Annotated in this window: 16 protein-coding genes and 8 tRNA genes (1 of these 24 running past the window's edge); 4 read left to right on the top strand and 20 right to left on the bottom strand. The window is 40.9% G+C overall.

Annotated features, from left to right (window positions below; translation table 11 throughout):
* Positions 1-799 carry the 3' portion of an alanine/glycine:cation symporter family protein gene (locus LY624_RS06995; RefSeq protein ID WP_130151452.1) on the top strand. 620 nt of this gene lie to the left of the window's left edge, so the window shows 799 of its 1,419 coding nt (coding positions 621-1,419); the start codon falls outside the window, past its left edge; the stop codon is at positions 797-799.
* Between the two features lie 148 nt (positions 800-947).
* On the opposite strand, the gene LY624_RS06990 is transcribed toward LY624_RS06995, so the two are convergent.
* From LY624_RS06990 to LY624_RS06930, 13 genes are all read right to left on the bottom strand, one after another.
* Entirely contained in the window at positions 948-1,262 is a 315-nt protein-coding gene (locus tag LY624_RS06990; RefSeq protein ID WP_341804166.1) for a hypothetical protein, read from the bottom strand.
* A 144-nt stretch (positions 1,263-1,406) separates the two neighbouring features.
* Positions 1,407-1,493 (bottom strand) — tRNA-Leu (locus tag LY624_RS06985).
* Between the two features lie 35 nt (positions 1,494-1,528).
* Positions 1,529-1,602 (bottom strand) — tRNA-Cys (locus tag LY624_RS06980).
* Between the two features lie 18 nt (positions 1,603-1,620).
* Positions 1,621-1,696: transfer RNA gene (locus LY624_RS06975), tRNA-Gly, on the bottom strand.
* Positions 1,697-1,735: 39 nt separating this feature from the next.
* Positions 1,736-1,822, bottom strand: a tRNA-Leu gene (locus tag LY624_RS06970).
* Positions 1,823-1,861: 39 nt separating this feature from the next.
* Positions 1,862-1,937 (bottom strand) — tRNA-Gly (locus LY624_RS06965).
* Positions 1,938-2,005: 68 nt separating this feature from the next.
* Positions 2,006-2,092: transfer RNA gene (locus LY624_RS06960), tRNA-Leu, on the bottom strand.
* A 34-nt stretch (positions 2,093-2,126) separates the two neighbouring features.
* Positions 2,127-2,200 (bottom strand) — tRNA-Cys (locus LY624_RS06955).
* A gap of 12 nt (positions 2,201-2,212) precedes the next feature.
* Positions 2,213-2,288 (bottom strand) — tRNA-Gly (locus tag LY624_RS06950).
* A gap of 139 nt (positions 2,289-2,427) precedes the next feature.
* Positions 2,428-2,973, bottom strand: a complete 546-nt coding sequence (gene pgsA / locus LY624_RS06945; RefSeq protein ID WP_062570777.1) for a CDP-diacylglycerol--glycerol-3-phosphate 3-phosphatidyltransferase — start codon at positions 2,971-2,973, stop codon at positions 2,428-2,430.
* A 41-nt stretch (positions 2,974-3,014) separates the two neighbouring features.
* Positions 3,015-4,838, bottom strand: a complete 1,824-nt coding sequence (gene uvrC, locus LY624_RS06940) for an excinuclease ABC subunit UvrC (protein ID WP_062570776.1) — start codon at positions 4,836-4,838, stop codon at positions 3,015-3,017.
* Positions 4,839-4,846: 8 nt separating this feature from the next.
* Positions 4,847-5,497 (bottom strand): UvrY/SirA/GacA family response regulator transcription factor, encoded by a 651-nt coding sequence (uvrY, locus tag LY624_RS06935; RefSeq protein WP_062570775.1) that lies wholly within the window; start codon positions 5,495-5,497, stop codon positions 4,847-4,849.
* Between the two features lie 107 nt (positions 5,498-5,604).
* Complete coding sequence (locus LY624_RS06930) at positions 5,605-6,756, bottom strand: dicarboxylate/amino acid:cation symporter (RefSeq protein WP_341804165.1); 1,152 nt, start codon at positions 6,754-6,756, stop codon at positions 5,605-5,607.
* A 410-nt stretch (positions 6,757-7,166) separates the two neighbouring features.
* Between LY624_RS06930 and cysK the strand changes: the two genes are divergently transcribed.
* Both cysK and LY624_RS06920 read left to right on the top strand, forming a co-directional pair.
* The gene (gene cysK / locus LY624_RS06925; RefSeq protein WP_237119340.1) at positions 7,167-8,135 is read left to right on the top strand and encodes a cysteine synthase A; all 969 of its coding nucleotides are present in this window, start codon (positions 7,167-7,169) and stop codon (positions 8,133-8,135) included.
* A gap of 148 nt (positions 8,136-8,283) precedes the next feature.
* Entirely contained in the window at positions 8,284-8,724 is a 441-nt protein-coding gene (locus LY624_RS06920) for a hypothetical protein (RefSeq protein ID WP_130151447.1), read from the top strand.
* A 46-nt stretch (positions 8,725-8,770) separates the two neighbouring features.
* On the opposite strand, the gene LY624_RS06915 is transcribed toward LY624_RS06920, so the two are convergent.
* Positions 8,771-11,050 carry an acyl-CoA dehydrogenase gene (locus LY624_RS06915; protein ID WP_130151446.1) on the bottom strand — a complete coding sequence of 760 codons (2,280 nt, stop codon included), beginning with the start codon at positions 11,048-11,050 and terminating at the stop codon, positions 8,771-8,773.
* Between the two features lie 168 nt (positions 11,051-11,218).
* Here LY624_RS06915 and LY624_RS06910 point away from each other — a divergent pair, with 168 nt between their 5' ends.
* Positions 11,219-13,069: a M2 family metallopeptidase gene (locus tag LY624_RS06910; protein WP_341804164.1), complete on the top strand. Its 1,851-nt coding sequence runs from the start codon at positions 11,219-11,221 to the stop codon at positions 13,067-13,069.
* 57 nt (positions 13,070-13,126) lie between these two features.
* Here LY624_RS06910 and LY624_RS06905 read toward each other — a convergent pair whose 3' ends face one another.
* From LY624_RS06905 to nudC, 6 genes are all read right to left on the bottom strand, one after another.
* Positions 13,127-13,921 carry a putative porin gene (locus LY624_RS06905; protein ID WP_062570770.1) on the bottom strand — a complete coding sequence of 265 codons (795 nt, stop codon included), beginning with the start codon at positions 13,919-13,921 and terminating at the stop codon, positions 13,127-13,129.
* Positions 13,922-14,139: 218 nt separating this feature from the next.
* Complete coding sequence (locus LY624_RS06900; RefSeq protein ID WP_062570769.1) at positions 14,140-14,514, bottom strand: PH domain-containing protein; 375 nt, start codon at positions 14,512-14,514, stop codon at positions 14,140-14,142.
* Between the two features lie 2 nt (positions 14,515-14,516).
* On the bottom strand, positions 14,517-15,425 hold the full coding sequence (locus LY624_RS06895) for an ABC transporter ATP-binding protein (RefSeq protein WP_130151443.1): 909 nt from the start codon (positions 15,423-15,425) through the stop codon (positions 14,517-14,519).
* Positions 15,422-16,240: an ABC transporter permease gene (locus LY624_RS06890; RefSeq protein WP_130151442.1), complete on the bottom strand. Its 819-nt coding sequence runs from the start codon at positions 16,238-16,240 to the stop codon at positions 15,422-15,424. The genes LY624_RS06895 and LY624_RS06890 overlap by 4 nt, the downstream gene beginning before the upstream one ends.
* 115 nt (positions 16,241-16,355) lie before the next feature.
* Positions 16,356-17,534, bottom strand: coding sequence for a cystathionine beta-lyase (locus tag LY624_RS06885; protein ID WP_341804163.1), 1,179 nt, complete (start codon positions 17,532-17,534; stop codon positions 16,356-16,358).
* A 17-nt stretch (positions 17,535-17,551) separates the two neighbouring features.
* Positions 17,552-18,469 carry an NAD(+) diphosphatase gene (gene nudC / locus LY624_RS06880; protein WP_341804162.1) on the bottom strand — a complete coding sequence of 306 codons (918 nt, stop codon included), beginning with the start codon at positions 18,467-18,469 and terminating at the stop codon, positions 17,552-17,554.
* Positions 18,470-18,550: the final 81 nt, after the last annotated feature.

Below are 18,550 nucleotides of genomic sequence, written 5' to 3'. Positions count from 1 at the left end.
CGTGCCTTTTATGGCTCTAGCCTACTTCCTCGTCGCTCTTTATGTTTGTATAAGTAACTACAATTTATTACCTGATGTATTTATGCATGTAATAAATAGCGCATTTGGCATTGAGCAAGCAGGCGCTGGTGCTATTGGTTATGGTGTAATGCAGGCAATGATCCAAGGTATTAAACGTGGTCTGTTTTCTAATGAGGCAGGTATGGGTAGCGCGGCAAACGCCGCAGCGACTGCTACACCCAACCCTCCTCACCCTGCTTCTCAAGGTTACGTACAAATGCTAGGTGTATTTGTTGATACCATTATCATATGTAGCGCTACTGCGGCACTGATTTTATTATCCCAACAACTGATACCTGATTCAGGAGTGACTGGTATTGCATTAACACAAGCAGCACTAGAGGAGCATGTTGGCAGTTGGGGCGCAACTTTTATTGCTGTGGCAATTTTGTTTTTTGCATTTACCTCTATTGTTGCAAATTATTCTTATGCTGAAACTAATTTATTGTTCTTAGAACATAATCATGCAGCTGGTATGTTAGTTTTTAGATTACTTGTTCTTGGAATGGTCATGTTTGGTGCACTTGGCGAGTTGCCAATCGTGTGGACTCTTGCGGATATTTCAATGGGACTAATGGCTATTGTAAATGTAATAGCACTATTCATGTTATCTGGAGTCGTTATTTGGTTAGCTAAGGATTACAACACTCAACGCAAAGCGGGTAAGTTACCTACTTTTGATCCTTCGCAAAACAAAAAACTGGATCAAACAATTCCTAAAGGCGCATGGCGCAAATAATCTAGTTTAATAAGTACTTAATTGGGGAGCGCTTGCGCTCCCTTTTTTGTATTTGCTAACTTTTCAAAGACAGACAATATGAATGTCGTCTGCTGCTCGTTGAGTTTAGCTTTAAGTTGCTGTGCAAGCTGTTCTTTTATTTGCTCTTTTAATACTTGTTTTGCTCAAAAGATAATAATGACTGTGTTTTTTGCTGATAAGATTGTACGGCAGTCAGCATATCCATCACTACGTCATTATCAAAATCGGTTAGCGCCGCTTTAGCATTACTAATAGCCTGTTCTGATTTATCGAAAACAGTCGATACTTTTTCAGCTAACACATTAACTTCATGAATTTTAAGTACGTCATTAATGTTCGACATAATAATTGCGATAGGAATAAGCACTAATGAAATTGCTAAGCAAACCCCAAACACTGCACCAACCCAAAACTGATTTAAGCCCCGTTTAAATTGCTCCATTATCTTTCCTTGATTCTATTTATTGAGTTCAGTTGTACTTAAAAAAGACTTAGGAAACTATAGAGCTATTTTGGCAATAAAAAAATAAGTTGATGGGATTGTTAAAAGAAATATAAATGAAATAGAAAAGAGGTATTATATAAATGGTGCCCGGGGCCGGACTTGAACCGGCACGTCCTTACGAACGAGGGATTTTAAATCCCTTGTGTCTACCAATTCCACCACCCGGGCATCGGGTTGCTCATATGAGCGTGTGGAGTATTATATGGAGGCGGAACCCGGAGTCGAACCGAGGTAGACGGATTTGCAATCCGCTGCATGGCCACTCTGCCATTCCGCCTTATCGCTTCCAAATAATTGGAGCGGCACACGAGGCTCGAACTCGTGACCTCAACCTTGGCAAGGTTGCGCTCTACCAACTGAGCTAGTGCCGCAAATTTGTTTCTTTATCCAATAAACTATTTAAGTTTAAATGGTGCCCGGGGCCGGACTTGAACCGGCACGTCCTTACGAACGAGGGATTTTAAATCCCTTGTGTCTACCAATTCCACCACCCGGGCATCGGGTTTGCTATTTAAAGCAAGTGGATAAAGCTAATATGGAGCGGCACACGAGGCTCGAACTCGTGACCTCAACCTTGGCAAGGTTGCGCTCTACCAACTGAGCTAGTGCCGCATCATATTAACTCTAAGGTTAAATCTAAAAGTTTTAAAACTACACTTGGTGTTGCAGTTAACCACAAATGGTGCCCGGGGCCGGACTTGAACCGGCACGTCCTTACGAACGAGGGATTTTAAATCCCTTGTGTCTACCAATTCCACCACCCGGGCATCGGGTTGCTCTTAGAGCGTGTGGAGTGTTGAATGGAGGCGGAACCCGGAGTCGAACCGAGGTAGACGGATTTGCAATCCGCTGCATGGCCACTCTGCCATTCCGCCAAGCCAGATAATTGGAGCGGCACACGAGGCTCGAACTCGTGACCTCAACCTTGGCAAGGTTGCGCTCTACCAACTGAGCTAGTGCCGCTTTCTTTATCTTGGGGGCTATGCCCTCTCAACACGGACGCATTCTACAGAGATTATTAAACGCGTCAATATAAAAAATGCTAGTTTTGAACTGTTTGCTTATTTTTTATCTAAAACGGTGTGTAATTAGACGTTTAGGATCAATTTTTGGTCAACTCAGACCACGCAGCCATCAAATATTGCAACATAGAACTAAGCGTTAACAGTGTCGCGATATATAAAAGCCCATAACTTAAGTAGATCATCCAAGTGTCAAATTGCCAAATTAAGCCAATAATCGCTAGCATTTGTGCAGCGGTCTTGAATTTGCCCATATTTGATACGGCCACATTGTCGCGTTTACCCTGCTCGGCCATCCATTCACGCAGTGCAGAAATAACAATTTCACGACTAATAATAACCAGTGCAGGTATTGTCATATATAAGCTCTGATAGTGACTAGAAAGCGCTACAAGTGCTGCGCAAACCATTACTTTATCGGCGACAGGATCTAAGAAAGCACCAAAAGGTGTTGACTGATCAAGTCGACGAGCTAAGTAGCCATCAAGAATATCAGTGATTGACGCAAGCCAGAATACAAATGCCGCTGCGAAAAACGCCCATGAGAATGGCAAATAAAAAATCACCAAAAAAATAGGGATTAGAAAAAGTCTAAAGGTTGTGAGTGTGTTTGGAATATTCCACATAACTACTTGGAGATGTCTTTTTTTCTATATTCGCATGAAGGCTACGCCTTGTCATGCAAATGATTAAATATCTTCTCAGCCATTTCAGGGCTGATCCCAGGAACTTGTTTTAATTGTTCTATATTAGCAGCTTTTACCCCTTGCATGCCCCCTAAATATTTTAAAATTGATTGACGACGCTTTTGCCCTACCCCAGAAATCTCTTCGAGTAGTGATTGAGTTCGCTGTTTTTGTCTTTTATTACGGTGACCTGCAATAGCAAAACGGTGTGATTCATCACGAATATGTTGAATTAAATGAAGAGCCGGCGCATCTGAATCAAGTGGAATTGTTTTGCGTCCTCCATCTATGAGTAAAGTTTCTAACCCTGGTTTTCGGCTAGTCCCTTTTGCAACACCCACTAACAGAGGCATTTTATTATGCGGCCACGTTTCAAAATACTGTTCAGCACGAGACAGTTGACCTTTACCACCATCGATGAAAATAACATCGGGTATTTTTTCTTCGTCGACTACTTTGTTGTAGCGCTTATTTAATGCAAACTCCATGGCGGCATAGTCATCTCCACCAGTAATCCCCGTTACATTAAAACGGCGATACTCTTTATTATTGGGTCCTTGCGAATCAAACACAACACAACTTGCAACCGTGTTCTCACCCATTGTATGACTGATATCAAAACATTCCATGCGATTAATATCGTCAAGGCGTAGCGTTTCTTTTAATTGCGCATAGCGTTTATTAATTGAGTCTTGGGTACTTTGTTTTACACTGATGCTATTTAATGCATTTTTGTTAGCTAGCTTTAGATACTGTGCCCGCTCACCTCGATTGGCAACTTTTAAGCTCACTTTACGCTCTGAAATAGCGGTAAGTGCCTCACTTAAAGGCTCACCCTCTTCAATACTAAACGGTAATATAATTTCTTTGGCGATACGCCCTGTTGCACCAGGCGCTAAATAATACTGGCCTAAGAAAGAAGTCAAAATTTCTTCTTGCCCTGAATCCTTTGGCACTTTTGGAAAGTAGGTTTTACTGCCCAGCACTTTATGGTCGCGGATCATTAATAAGTGAACGGCATTTAAACCATTCAGATGAGCAAAGCCCACAACGTCCATTTCAGCATGATTACCTGAAATAGATTGTTGTTCCTGCATTTTCCTAAGTAGCATTATTTGATCGCGCACTTTTGCAGCTAATTCAAATTTCAGCTCTTTACTGGCTTGCTCCATCTTAGCAATCAAGTCAGCAATGACTTCATGTGATTTACCCAATAAAAATTTACGAACAAAATCAACTTCTTGCTTGTATTCTTCATCAGAAACTTTATTAACACAGGGTGCAGAACAACGCTTCAATTGGTATTGAAGGCAAGGACGACTTCTAGCTCGATAATAAGCATCTTCACATTGTCGAACAGGGAAGATCTTTTGCATTAACCGCAAGCTTTCGGATACGGCACCTGCACTGGGAAAAGGCCCAAAATACTCGCCTTTAATTTTGCGACTACCGCGGTGAAAAGCTAAGCGTGGATGTTTATGATCAGTCAGTAAAATATACGGATATGATTTATCATCTCGCAGTAAAATATTGTAGCGAGGCTGATATTTTTTTATTAGATTATTTTCAAGTAATAGAGCTTCGGTTTCGGTATTAGTTAGAGTGACTTCAATACCACAAATATTACTTACTAAGACACGGGTTTTACTATCAGTAACATTACTGCGGAAATAACTGCTAACACGCTTTTTTAGGCTTTTAGCCTTCCCCACATAAATTACTTGCCCTTCATTATCAAGCATCCTGTAGACACCAGGTTCGCTTGATAATGTTTTAAGAAAGCGGGCAGAATCGAAATCAGACATTGAGCAAATTAATGCGAACTATCAATATCGATCATTTTATGGCGGATCGCTAAATGAGTTAGCTCTACATCACCACCCACATTAAGCTTTTCAAACATGCGGTAGCGATAACTATTCACTGTTTTTGAACTGAGGTTAAGACGGTCTGCGATATCTTGCGCTTTTTCACCTTTAGTAATCATTAACATAATCTGTAACTCACGCTCAGATAAACTCTGAAACGGATTTTCATCTGTTCGACCACTAACCTGTGCAAGTGCAATTTGCTGTGCTATTTCTGGTGCGATATACCTTTGGCCAGCATTTACAGCACGAATTGCATTAACCATCTCATCTGAACCTGCCCCTTTGGTTAGGTAACCATGAGCACCAATCTGCATCACTTTACTAGGGAATGGGTCTTCGCAATGCACAGTAAGTACGATTATTTTTACGTCTGGGCAATAACGACAGATTTTCTTCGTTGCTTCTAACCCGCCTATACCTGGCATATTCATGTCCATTAACACTATATCAGGTGAATTTTGACGGCAAAATTGTACTGCTTCTTCACCGGTTTTAGCTTCACCAACCACTTTAAAACCACGAACATCATCAAGTATACGTCTGATCCCTGTCCGTACAAGTTCATGGTCATCAACTAAAAGTACATTAATCAATGGAACACCCTCGAATAACCCAAATATATGCTTTCGCACAATTTAATGTGCCACATTAGCACAGAAACAGCGAAACGATAAATCAAATATCGCCTCGCAAATTAATTTTATGACGAAGCTTTCTCGCTAAAGCGATCAACCCACAATGCAATAATACCATCGCCTGTAACATTACAAGCAGTACCAAAGCTATCTTGCGCTAAATATAGTGCAATCATTAATGCAACAGCGCCTTCATTGAAGCCAAGCATACTGGTTAAAAGCCCCAATGCTGACATCACTGCGCCACCAGGTGCACCTGGTGCTGCAATCATGACGACACCTAACATCATAATAAATGGCAACATGCCGAATAATGATGGCACATCCATATTCGGTGACAAAAACATAACGGCTAATGCGCAAGTAACTATCGTAATAGTTGAGCCTGATAAATGGATGGTTGCACATAATGGTACAGTAAAGTTTGCAACATCTTCTTTTACATTATTTGCTTTGCTCGCACGTAATGAAACTGGGATCGTTGCAGCACTCGACATTGTCCCTAAAGCAGTAAAATAAGCTGGAAGCATATTTTTTACAAGTTCTATTGGATTACGTTTTAATAAAAGACCCGTACTAACATATAAAACTGTTAACCATAACCAGTGCATAATCAGTGCAGCAAGTAAGACAATACCAAACGTTTGTAGTGTATCTACGACTGTGCCTGCAACGGTCATTTCAGCAAAAACACCTGCAATATAAAAAGGGAGCGCGGGGATAATAACTTTTGCTAACAAGCCATCAATTACATCGCGTCCTTGGTCCGACACTTTTTTTAATGTATCAAGTTGCAGTTGACTCATGCCAATACCAAACACAAATGCTGTAGCCAAGGCTGTCATAACCCCCATAAGAGGAGGAATTTCTAAATCGATAAAGCTTCCTACTTCAGTCGCAATTTCAGCTTCGTAGGTTAAGCCACCGTCAAACAACGGAATAATCGTACTAACTAGTAAGAAAGCAAGTGTGCCCGCAATAATAGTCGAGCCATAAGCAAACCCTACTGTTTTACCAAGCAAGTGACCTGAGCCCTTTGGTAAGCCTGCAATACCTGATGCAATAAAGAATAAAATGATCAACGGTATCGTAAAGGTAATCAACTGACCTATTATTTCTTTTACTGTATAAAGGAGTTCAACACTTGTTAATGGCACATATAGTCCCACTAAGATACCAGCAACAATGCCAGCAATTAACTTTAGAATTAAATTCATAACGATCACTTCAATTTTTAGGTGGTAATCTTTTACCACGTTTTGATTTACTTTTGTTATAAAACAGCCAAATTTACGTTTGATTGCGCAATTTACCATCACAACTGGCAAGAATCTAATTTGAAAATTGATCTCAGTTATAATTGTTGAATTAAATACATGCCAAGTGATTGCCTATTTGAAGAAGTCGAACTAATCACTCTCTTAATTCTTTAAGGGGAAAAACTCCCCCGACTATGTGGCAGCTCTGATGATTTTTGGCTTATTCCTAAAAGCTATAAGCCTATTCGCTATATGTTATAGCCAAACTTTACTTTCGTTTTTTATTTGGCAAAGTAAAGTGTGACTATTACAGATCGGTAGCCTAAGCTATTTGATCACGATTGATAAATTGCTTCCAAGGGAACACTATGTCTAACATTTTTGAAGATAATTCATTAACGATTGGCAATACGCCAATTGTAAAGCTTAATCGCGTTACCTCAGGTAATGTTTTCGCTAAAGTAGAATCACGTAACCCAAGCTTCAGTGTTAAATGCCGCATTGGCGCTTCAATGATCTGGGAAGCAGAAAAGTCAGGTGTTTTAACGAAAGAAAAAGAGTTAATCGAACCGACATCTGGTAATACAGGTATTGCTCTTGCCTTTGTTGCTGCTTCGCGTGGTTATAAATTGACACTGACCATGCCCAATACGATGAGCTTAGAACGTCGTAAACTATTAAAAGCATTGGGCGCCAACTTAGTCTTAACAGATGGCGCTAAAGGCATGAATGGTGCTATTGAAAAAGCAAAAGAAATTCAAGCGAGTGAGCCTGAAAAATACATTCTTTTACAACAATTCGAAAACCCAGCTAACCCGAAAATTCACTTTGAAACAACCGGTCCTGAAATCTACGAAGCAATGGATGGTAAAATCGACATTTTCGTAGCAGGTGTCGGCACGGGCGGTACTATTACAGGTGTAAGCCGCTACCTTAAACTAGAAAAAGGTTTAAATGTTCAATCTGTTGCTGTTGAGCCAACAAACTCACCTGTTATTAGCCAAACTTTAGCAGGTGAAGAAATCAAACCTGGTCCTCATAAAATTCAAGGTATCGGTGCAGGCTTTATCCCAGGTAACTTAGACCTAGAAGTTGTTGATGCTGCTGAGCAAGTATCAAATGAAGATGCGATTGCAATGGCGCATGAGTTAATGAAAAATGAAGGTATCTTGGTAGGTATTTCATCTGGTGCAGCAGTCGTTGCGGCAAAACGACTTGCAGAAAAACCTGAAAATGCAGGTAAGAATATTGTGGTAATTTTACCAAGTGCGACAGAGCGTTATTTATCAAGCCCATTATTTGCTGAAGAATTCAGTGACAAAGAGCTTGTTCAATAAACAGCTTAATTAAGATAAAAAAGGATGCATACTGCATCCTTTTTTATTGCAAAATAAAAATAAACCAACCTAAAACACCTAACCTCCTTTACAAGAAAGTTATTTAGTCACACACTAAAGGCAAATTATATTTTCTAAACCATGAACAATGAAAAAAATACTTTTTATTTGTGCCCTACTAAGCAGTGTTCTACTGCTCGGATGCGGGCCTGAAGATGCTCCGAAAGGTGAAAAAAATACTCCAGGAGTAACGGCGACACTCTTCTTTGACGCTTTATATAATAAACAAGATTTAAACTTAGCGACCCAATATGCAACGCCAAAAATGGCGCGGATTATGAAATCTTATGGTACCGCTAACCAGTTTGCCCGTAATTTGGTTAATATGCAGTACGATGAAGTCGTGATCGAAGTCGACATGACGAATATGAGTTTGCGAGAGCAGTACGGTGATAAAGCCAATATCAACCTTATTTTCACTGGCTACTTCAATGGCAAAAAAATTGATGATATGCGTAGCGTTAAAATGATACGTAAGAAAGGTGATTGGTATATTGAAAAAATTAACCCCGACCCTTTTGCTAGATAAGTGAAGACAAAAAAGCCTTGCTAAGCAAGGCTTTTTAATGAACGCATTAAAGTTCGCCAGGCGCGAAATTATCCACAGCGATTGCTTGCTTACGTAGCGCATTTGCTTCACTCATACGCTCAGCGACTGTTGCATTAATTAAGTTTTTCTCAGCAGCTTCGACGATAGCATCCTCAAGCTCTAGATTACGGGAAATCGAGCCTTCTTTTTGCCATTTTCGTAATTGTTTAAAGTCTTCCTGCGTATCTATCATAGCTAAGAACGCATTTTCCATTACACCAGTTCCCGCTTTATCATCGATATAGCATAAATGGGTTAATCTGTCCCTAAATACACCGGGGTTACTCATGTGCTCACACATAGTTTGTGCTAGCTCATCACTTGGGCGATGGTAATGGTTACCTAATGGGAAAACGATACGTTTCAGTAAAAAGTTAACAATCGGGTTCGAAAAGTTTTTGAAAAAGCCATCAAATGCTTGGCCAATGCTATAAAGCGAATGTTCTACAGCATATTGAACAAACGGTAAATCGGCTTGTTGACGCCCTTCATCTTCGTAACGCTTCAGAACACATGAGGCGAGATATAAGTGGCTCAATACATCGCCTAAACGCGCCGATATCATCTCTTTGCGTTTTAACTCGCCACCCAATACCAACATAGCAACATCAGTACAAAATGCTAAGCCTCGACTCATTCGGCTCAACTGTTTGTAATAATGACTTGTCACTCCACACACTGGAGATTTAGCAAAGTAACTGCGTGTTAAACCATGTACAAAAGCCATACCCGCATTGCTTGTTGCAAACAAAATATGCTGTAGCAGTAATGAATCAAACTCTTTCAGTGCAAGGTCATGATCTTCCATTGCAGCGGCTTCCATTTCTTTTAAAACAAATGGGTGGCAACGAGTCGCACCTTGACCAAAAATCATCAAATTACGAGTAAGAATATTTGCCCCTTCGACGGTGATCGATACAGGGATCCCCATATAACCATGAGCAAGATAGTTATTAGGACCTACTTGAATGCCCTTGCCTGAATGAATATCCATGGCATCGTTCATTACAGTGCGACCCATTTCTGTCATATGGTATTTAGCAATGGCAGTCACGACCGATGGACTCAGTTTTAAATCTATGGCACCAGCGGTCATTAACCTTGCAGATTCAAGGGTGTATGTTAAACCACCGATACGCGCAAGCGCTTCTTGCACGCCTTCGAATTGCCCAATCGATACACCGAATTGTTGCCTTACAGTCGCATACGCCGATGTCATACGTGATGCAAGGTGGCCTGTTGCAGTGCTGAGTGCCGGCAGCGAAATACCACGACCTGCGCTTAAGCACTCAACCAACATGCGCCAACCTCGACCAGCCCCCTTTTCGCCACCAATGATCCAATCAAGTGGAATAAAGACATCTTTACCATAGGTTGTGCCATTCATAAATGCCATATTGAGAGGATAATGACGCTCACCCGTTTGCACACCTTCGTGATCAGTCGGAATAAGCGCACAAGTAATACCTAACTCTTTTTTATCGCCCAACAGACCATCAGGATCGTACATTTTAAATGCAAGACCAAGCACTGTGGCTATCGGTGCAAGGGTAATGTAGCGTTTTGACCAATTAAGCTTTAAACCGATTACTTCTTCACCATTATGCATGCCCATGCAAACAACGCCAGTATCGGGAATACTACCGGCATCCGACCCTGCCTCTGGGCCAGTTAACGCAAAACAAGGCACATCATCACCTTTGGCTAAGCTTGGCAACCAGCGCTCTTGTTGCTCTTTAGTTCCGTAATGAAGCAGTAGCTCACCTGGGCCTAAACTGTTTGGTACCATCACGGTTACAGCTGCCGTTAAACTTTTGGTTGCAATTTTTGATACGATGGTCGAATTAGCAATGGCTGAAAATTCACGGCCACCAAACTCTTCAGGAATGATTAACGCAAAAAAACCTTCTTTTTTTAAATATTCCCAGACTTCTTTTGGTAGGTCTTTATCTTTTTGAACAATTTGATAATCGTCAAGCATAGCAAGTAACGTCTCAACCTGCTTACTCATAAATGCGCGCTCTTTATCACTGAGTTCAGGTTTAGGAAAACTATGTAGTTTCTGCCAGTCAGGGTTGCCACTAAATAGCTCACCATCCCACCACACGTCACCCGCTTCCATGGCTTCACGTTCTGTCTGTGATAAGGGGGGTAATACTTTTTTAAACATACTAAACGTAGGTCGAGTGATCAGATTAATGCGAATATCTTTTACAGCAAAAATCACAATCACAGCAACCAGTAGCAGAATGATTACGGTCGTCATTATGCAATCCTTTTATTTAAATTAACTGTCTTCAAGTATGACTGATCGTGTAATAAATACAACGTAAGCCATGTCTCGTAAATTGTTCTCATCTACATAGTTTGTTGTTTATCAAGACGCTGCTATTATGCAGGGGCAATAAATAACAATAAACTTCTAGGGAACGTTATGAAAAAGACTCCATTTAAACTTAGTATGAGTGCTCTCATGGTGGCTAGTGCACTTGCACTTTCAGGCTGTAATGATGACGCTACAAATACCAAAACAGCTGCGGCTGAAGTCAAAAAAAGTCAGGTGACGCCGCAAGATGCTGCTAAATTTATCGCCGATACAGAAAAAGAGTTAAGTGCGCTTTATTTAGAGGCTAGTCGCGCTGAGTGGATTTATGCCAACTTCATCACGCACGATACTGCAGAGTTATCTGCTGAGGTTAATCGTAAGATGACCGAAGCTGTTGTTCGTCTTGCTAATGAAGCTGCAAAATTCGATAGTTTAGAACTGGATTACGATGCGCGCCGTAAGCTAGATAAGCTAAAATTAGCACTAACTTTGCCTGCCCCACAGGATGCTGAAAAAACAGCAAAACTTTCACAGTTAGTTGCTGAACTAGGTGGTATTTATGGTAAAGGTAAGTACTGTAAAGAAGATGGTAGCTGCTTAAGCCTTGGCCAGATGACCGCTAAAATGGCAACAAGCCGCAACTACAATGAACTACTGGATTTATGGCAAGGTTGGCGCCAATTTTCCAAACCAATGCGTCCACTTTATGAGCAACAAGTTGCGCTTACTAACGAAGGTGCTAAAGAGCTTGGCTATGCGGATACTGGCGCGATGTGGCGTAGTAAATACGATATGCCAGCGGATGATTTTGCAAAAGAACTTGACCGTATCTGGGGTCAAGTTAAACCGCTTTATGATTCATTACATTGTCATGTTCGTGCCAAGCTCGGTGAGAAGTATGGCGAAGATAAAGTCCCTCAAGACCAACCAATTCCTGCGCACCTTTTAGGTAATATGTGGGCACAGACATGGGGGAATATTTACGATGTAGTTGCGCCGGAAAATGCAGATCCTGGCTACGACGTAACAGAGTTATTAGCAAAGCATGATTACGACGAGCTGAAAATGGTACGTGGCGCCGAGAAGTTCTTTACTTCAATGGGCTTTGCGCCATTACCTGACACTTTCTATGAACGCTCACTATTCACTAAACCACAAGATCGTGACGTACAGTGTCACGCTTCAGCATGGAATATAGATAGCAAAGATGACCTGCGTATCAAGATGTGTATTCAGCGTACCGGTGAGGAGTTCTCTGTTATTCACCACGAGTTAGGTCATAACTTCTACCAGCGCGCCTACAACACGCAACCTATTTATTATCAAGAAAGTGCGAACGATGGTTTCCATGAAGCCATTGGTGACACTATTGCGCTGTCTGTTACACCTGACTACTTAAAAGAGATTGGTTTATTAGACGAAGTGCCTGATGAATCAAAAGATATCGGTCTATTAATGAAAATGGCACTAGATAAAGTTGCTTTTATCCCATTTGGCTTATTAGTTGACCAATGGCGCTGGAAAGTGTTCTCAGGTGAAGTAACACCCGAAAATTACAACAAAGCATGGTGGGAACTACGTGAAAAATATCAAGGTGTTCAAGCGCCTATCGCTCGTAGCGAAGCAGACTTCGATCCAGGTGCTAAGTATCACGTACCGGGTAACACCCCTTACACGCGTTATTTCCTAGCGCATATTTTACAATTCGACTTCCACAGAAGTTTATGTGAAATTGCTGGTAACAAAGAAGCGATTCATCGCTGTTCAGTGTATAACTCAAAAGAGGCTGGTGAAAAGCTGAATGCGATGTTAGAAATGGGTTCAAGTCGCCCATGGCAAGAAGCCCTTGCCACAATAACGGGGAAAGAAGAAATGGATGCAACAGCAATCTTGGATTACTTTGCGCCATTACAAAAATACCTTGATGAGCAAAATAAAGACCGTCAGTGCGGATGGTAAAATACTAAAAACTAAAAAGCCCGCATGATGCGGGCTTTTTTACAATCAAATTAATGATTAGAACTGTAAGCTTACGTTAGCAAAGTATGCATCGTAATCTGAGTCATCCCAGTTGTTACCATAACCCGCTTTTAAGCCAACGTTTTTATTGAAGAAGTGTTGAGCACCAAAGCTGTAATCATCTTCTTTGTTAAACGTTACAAATACTGACGTTGCTTTAGAGAAGTAGTAGTTAGAACCTAACTCCCATGAGCTGCCATTATCATCTGTATCAGAGATTGTACCTTCAACTGTAAGGTAGTTACCTTGTTGAAGATCTACGAAGTATTTAGCATTTACTGCGCGGTAATCAAACTCATCATCAGCAGTTAAAGTAAAACCAATGTAATCAGTGCTGTTTAACTGATGGTTATACTTAAGATCAAACATCACTGAGTTGTCACCGTCTTCAACGTCAACGAAAGTCGCTTTTAATAATAAGTTTGGATTGAAGAAGTAACCAGCAGAAACGTTAAATACATCTGTGCTTGAACCAAAATCAGAGTCATAGTTATTGTAGCCAGCGCCGAATACAAAATCTTCTACGAAGTACTCACCACCTAAGCCTAATACATCACCAAAATCATCGTCTGAATAAGCACCATAAACGTTAGTCGTTTTGTTGATGTACTCAAACTGGTCGTAAGGACCCATAGTGTTCTTTGGTGCGAAGTAATAAATTGAATCAACACTTACTGTGTCATTGCCATCGGTGTCCGTATACCCTAAGTGGCTGATTGATTGATAACTGTCCGCAGCAGTCGCGGCAGTTGAAAGAAGCATACTCGAAATAATAACTGCTAACTTTTTCATAAACAGATTTCCCTATAAACATTGTTTTAATTGCTACAAAACTAGCCAAATGGCTAAGTTGGGCACATGCTAACGTGAGAAAACTGAACGGGAACTTAACTAACTCCTTGTTTTTAATCAACTAATTGTAATAAATTGTCGGTAAATGTAAAGAAAAAGTTGGCCCGAATTTTCAATTCAACACCAACTATATTATAAATCACTTTATTTTCAGGGTGTTATAATGAAAATTCGCTAATTATTCTATAAACCTCATTAATGTTATCACCTGCTTTGAAGTCTTTGCTGATCGGAGTAGGATCTGACCCTACCCAAATTTTCAGCTCTGCATCTAAATCAAAATGCCCCGCGCTTTCTTTACTAAATTTAGTAATTTTTGAGTAAGCAATACTTAGCATTTCCACTTTAGACCCCGTAACACCTTGTTTATCAATAATAATCAATCTTTTATTGGTAAAGATAAACATATCACGGATCACCTTATAGGCCTTTTGCACTGTTTCACCCGCTATAAGCGTGTTGGCAAGTAATTCTTCTAGATCATCATTATCGACTTCGCTGGCATTACCCATTAATCCACTTAGTAAACCCATAACTAACTCTCCTTATGAAAAATTTGGTTTTCGAGTGTGTGACCATTCACTAGTTGACGATACTGCCAACCTTGTTGATAACAAAACTGTAATAGATTGATATCAAATGGTTCGGCTGTCTGTTCAAATTCAATGACATATTCTTTTGCTTGGCTCATATAAACATGATGTACATGGGCAAGACTTGCAAGCTTAGCTTCTACATCATCATAAAGTTGATTCAATTGTAGTGTTATATAATGCTTATTATCTTGTGTGCTAGAACGCGCTTGATGCTCACTCAATACCCCTTTATCTAGGTGTAATACTTGCGAACATAAACGCTCAAGTTCGGTTAGATCATGGGAGCTTAAAATAAATGTGGCTTCATTGCTTAAAGAGCTCACAAGCTCACGAACCTCACGCGCGTGGATAGGGTCAAGACCTGCAGTTGCCTCATCAAGCATTACAATTTCAGGTTCACCTATTAGTGCTTGCGCAATTGTGACTCGCTTACGCATCCCGTGAGAAAGATCGTCTGGGCGCTGTTTAGCCACTTCAGATAAACCAACAAGTTCCAGAACACGTGCTGTTTCTTTTTTACGAACCGCGCCACTTAAACCTTGCAGTTGACCATAAAAATTTAATTGATGCGCAATACTAAAACGCGGATCAAGCTGTGCATCTTGTGGTAATGCCGTAAGCTTACCAAATAAAGCCGCACTACCTGGGGCGTGGTCCAACACTGATAACTGCCCGGAACTTGGTAAAATATAACCGCATAACAAACTAAATAAGGTTGTTTTACCAGCACCATTAGGGCCAACGAGTGCAACTGGCGCTCCTTTATTTATTTCAAAGCTGACATTATCAAGCGCTCGCTTAGCTCCATAGTTTTTTGATAAACCTTGTGCCTGAATTAATACTGTCATAGTGAGCTCCTTGCAAAAATTCGTTCACCCACCACAAGCAGCACAACTGTTTGTAAAACAGGTAAACCGACCCCTAACATCATGCCTGCTCTTTGTCCCGCGACTACATCGATTTGGTAGCCAGGAAATAAATAATATAGAACTTCAAGTAAAGGCAGCTGCCAAGTAAGCAAACCAATAATAATGTTGCCGCCAGCAAAAAATAAAATAGCTAATACAAATGCAAGACGAGATGAGCGCGCAAACGTATTTAGAAAACTCATTAAAGCAATAAACGGCATTACAGTAATTAGCAGAAACACCAATAGTGTCAGGCTTCTTGAAAAACCAGAAAGAAATAAACTTGGCTCACGATACGTCAACATAGCAAGCGTTGCCATCAGAGTAACAAATAACAATGCTGCTAAGATTAATACTTGTCCTAAAAAGCGGCCAATTATAATCTCTGAACGAGTTGCCCGTAGTGACAAAAAGCGTAGCGTACCACGCTGACGATCTCCCACAGTTTGGTCGCTACATAAAAACAAGCAAAAGCAAGGGAAGCTATATAAAGCGATTAGCCAGTACATCGCTAGCTCTGATTCAGGCCAATCGAGCAACCGACTGATACCGATAGCACCAAAGGCCTGCCTAGCAAAGTCAGCAAACTCAGCAGAGCTAATCAAATTCACAGATTCAGCTATAGGATAGCGTAAAATAAGTAACCAACAAATGGCGAATGCAGCAACCGCTAGCAAACCACGTTTGGTCAAAAATAGTCGTACAAGTTCAAATTGAGCAATTTGCGCAAGACGTTTAGGGTGTAACTGCGTCACTCACAATCCTTAATGAATATTATTATTGGAATTACACTAAGGTGAAACAGCTTGAATTACCAGAAAAAAAAGAGCCGCATTGCGGCTCTTATGTAACAAAGTATAAACTTTTTAACTACAGATGGCTCTCGTAAACACCAAGAGCTTGATCTAGATCGGCTAGCAAATCTGTTACATCTTCCAAGCCTATATGTAAGCGGATCACTGGGCCTTGCGTCCAACCTGTTTCAGAGCGTAGCCCTTTCATCGTTAAATTTGCAGTAACTAAACTTTCGTATCCACCCCAAGAAAAGCCCATTTTAAAATGCTGCAAACTATCTAAAAACGCATCTATCGCTTGTTGATTTCCTTGCTTCATTACAAACGAAAATAAGCCATTACTCCCGTCAAAGTCGCGTTTAAAGAACTCATGACCTGGGCATGTTGCAAAAGCCGGATGGCGAATATGATCAACCAATGGGTGTGTTTCAAGCCATTTAGCAACTTCAATGGCGGCTTGCTCGTGCTGTTTTAAACGCACAGCCATAGTGCGTAAGCCACGTAATGCTAAATATGCATCATCAGCAGACGTACATTGGCCTAATAGATATGAGTTTTCTCTCAGTGTTGACCAGTATTTTTTATTAGCAACCGCCACTCCCATCATTACATCGGAATGGCCAACAATATATTTAGTCGCAGCTTGGATACTAATGTCCACCCCATGCTCAAGCGGTCTAAAATGCAGGCCATTACCCCAAGTATTATCTAACATCGTCATGACACCACGCTCGTTCGCTTTTGCGACCATAGCGGGTACATCTTGCACTTCCATGGTAATCGAGCCAGGTGATTCTAAAAATAATACACGGGTATTTTCTTTTATTAACTCATCAATGCCTGCACCGATACCTGGTGGATAATAGGTTGTTTCAATCCCAAGACCGGCTAATATTTTGTCACAAAAATCACGAGTTGGTTCGTAAGCAGTATCAACCATCAAAATATGATCGCCCGTTTTCACAAACGATAATAGCGCATTGCTTATTGCAGCCGCACCTGATGGATAAAGTGCACAACCTTCTCCCCCCTCAAGTTCAGCAATAGCTTCTTGTAGTGCGAAGTGTGTGGTGGTTCCACGGCGACCATAAAAAAGCGTTTTATCGCCCCGTTTTTTAGCTGCTTCTTTTAACTCAGAAACCGAGTCGAAAACCACGGTTGATGCTCGCTGTACGACTGGATTTACCACGCCTTGCGTATACGCTTTTTTACGCCCAGCACTCACTATTTGAGTATTTTTATTTGTCTTTGTCATCGTTATTCCAATCTAGTTTACAGGTTGCGCCAATGCTCAACCAAAAATCGAGAAATAGAGTCATGTCGGGTTAATTTTAGGTGACTACCCTGTTCATGCCATTGGCCAAATTGATTCAGATCATCACGACTAAACCACCTAGCGTCATCTAATTCATCTTTATCAACATGAATATCTTCTGATACTGCTGTTGCCATAAAACCAAACATGATTGAAGATGGAAAAGGCCAAGGTTGTGAAGCTATATACTGAATATCAGTGACAGCAATACCAGCTTCTTCCATGACTTCTCGGGCGACAGCTTGCTCGAGTGTTTCACCTGGATCAACAAACCCCGCCAATGTTGAAAACACGCCCTCAGGCCAGCTTGCTTGACGACCGAGTAAACAGCGCTCAACACCATCAGCAAAGGTTTTTTTCACTATCATAATGACGGCAGGATCAGTGCGAGGAAACGTTTGATGCTGACACGTTTGGTTCTCACATAAGCGAGAGTGTCCTGCTTCAACCATATTATTTTCATGTCCACATCGGCCACAAAAACGATGGGTTGCATGCCAAAAACAAAGACCACGAGCAAGTGCAGCAATTGAGCCTTGCTTTAGTTCAACTTGAGGGCCTAACTTGCGTATATCAACAAACTCAGTACCATCAAGAACAGGGTCAATAAGTGAATCAGGCACATTGCTTACATCTAACGCAAAATGAGCAATTCCTTGCTCGTCAAGGCCAAGTAAAATACCTTTCGATAAATCAAGATGATCAACCTGAGATAGGCGCAAATAACACACCTCAGGGCACCCTTTAACAAATAGACTCTGATTATTTTTAACAAGTAACCAGCGACTCTGAGAATTAATTTTCGCCTTTAGCCACTTAGGATCTTTTCGATGATTAGAGGCACGGTCCAGTGGCATTTGAGAGTAATTCAGCATGGCGTTCCTTTGAAATTATTTACCCCCTAAAACTACCACAAGCTGATGATAAACCCAATTTATAACAGGCATAAAAAAAGC

It is taken from the genome of Pseudoalteromonas sp. N1230-9 (assembly GCF_032716425.1).
GTDB lineage: Bacteria > Pseudomonadota > Gammaproteobacteria > Enterobacterales > Alteromonadaceae > Pseudoalteromonas.
This window is presented reverse-complemented; position numbering and strand designations above follow the sequence as displayed.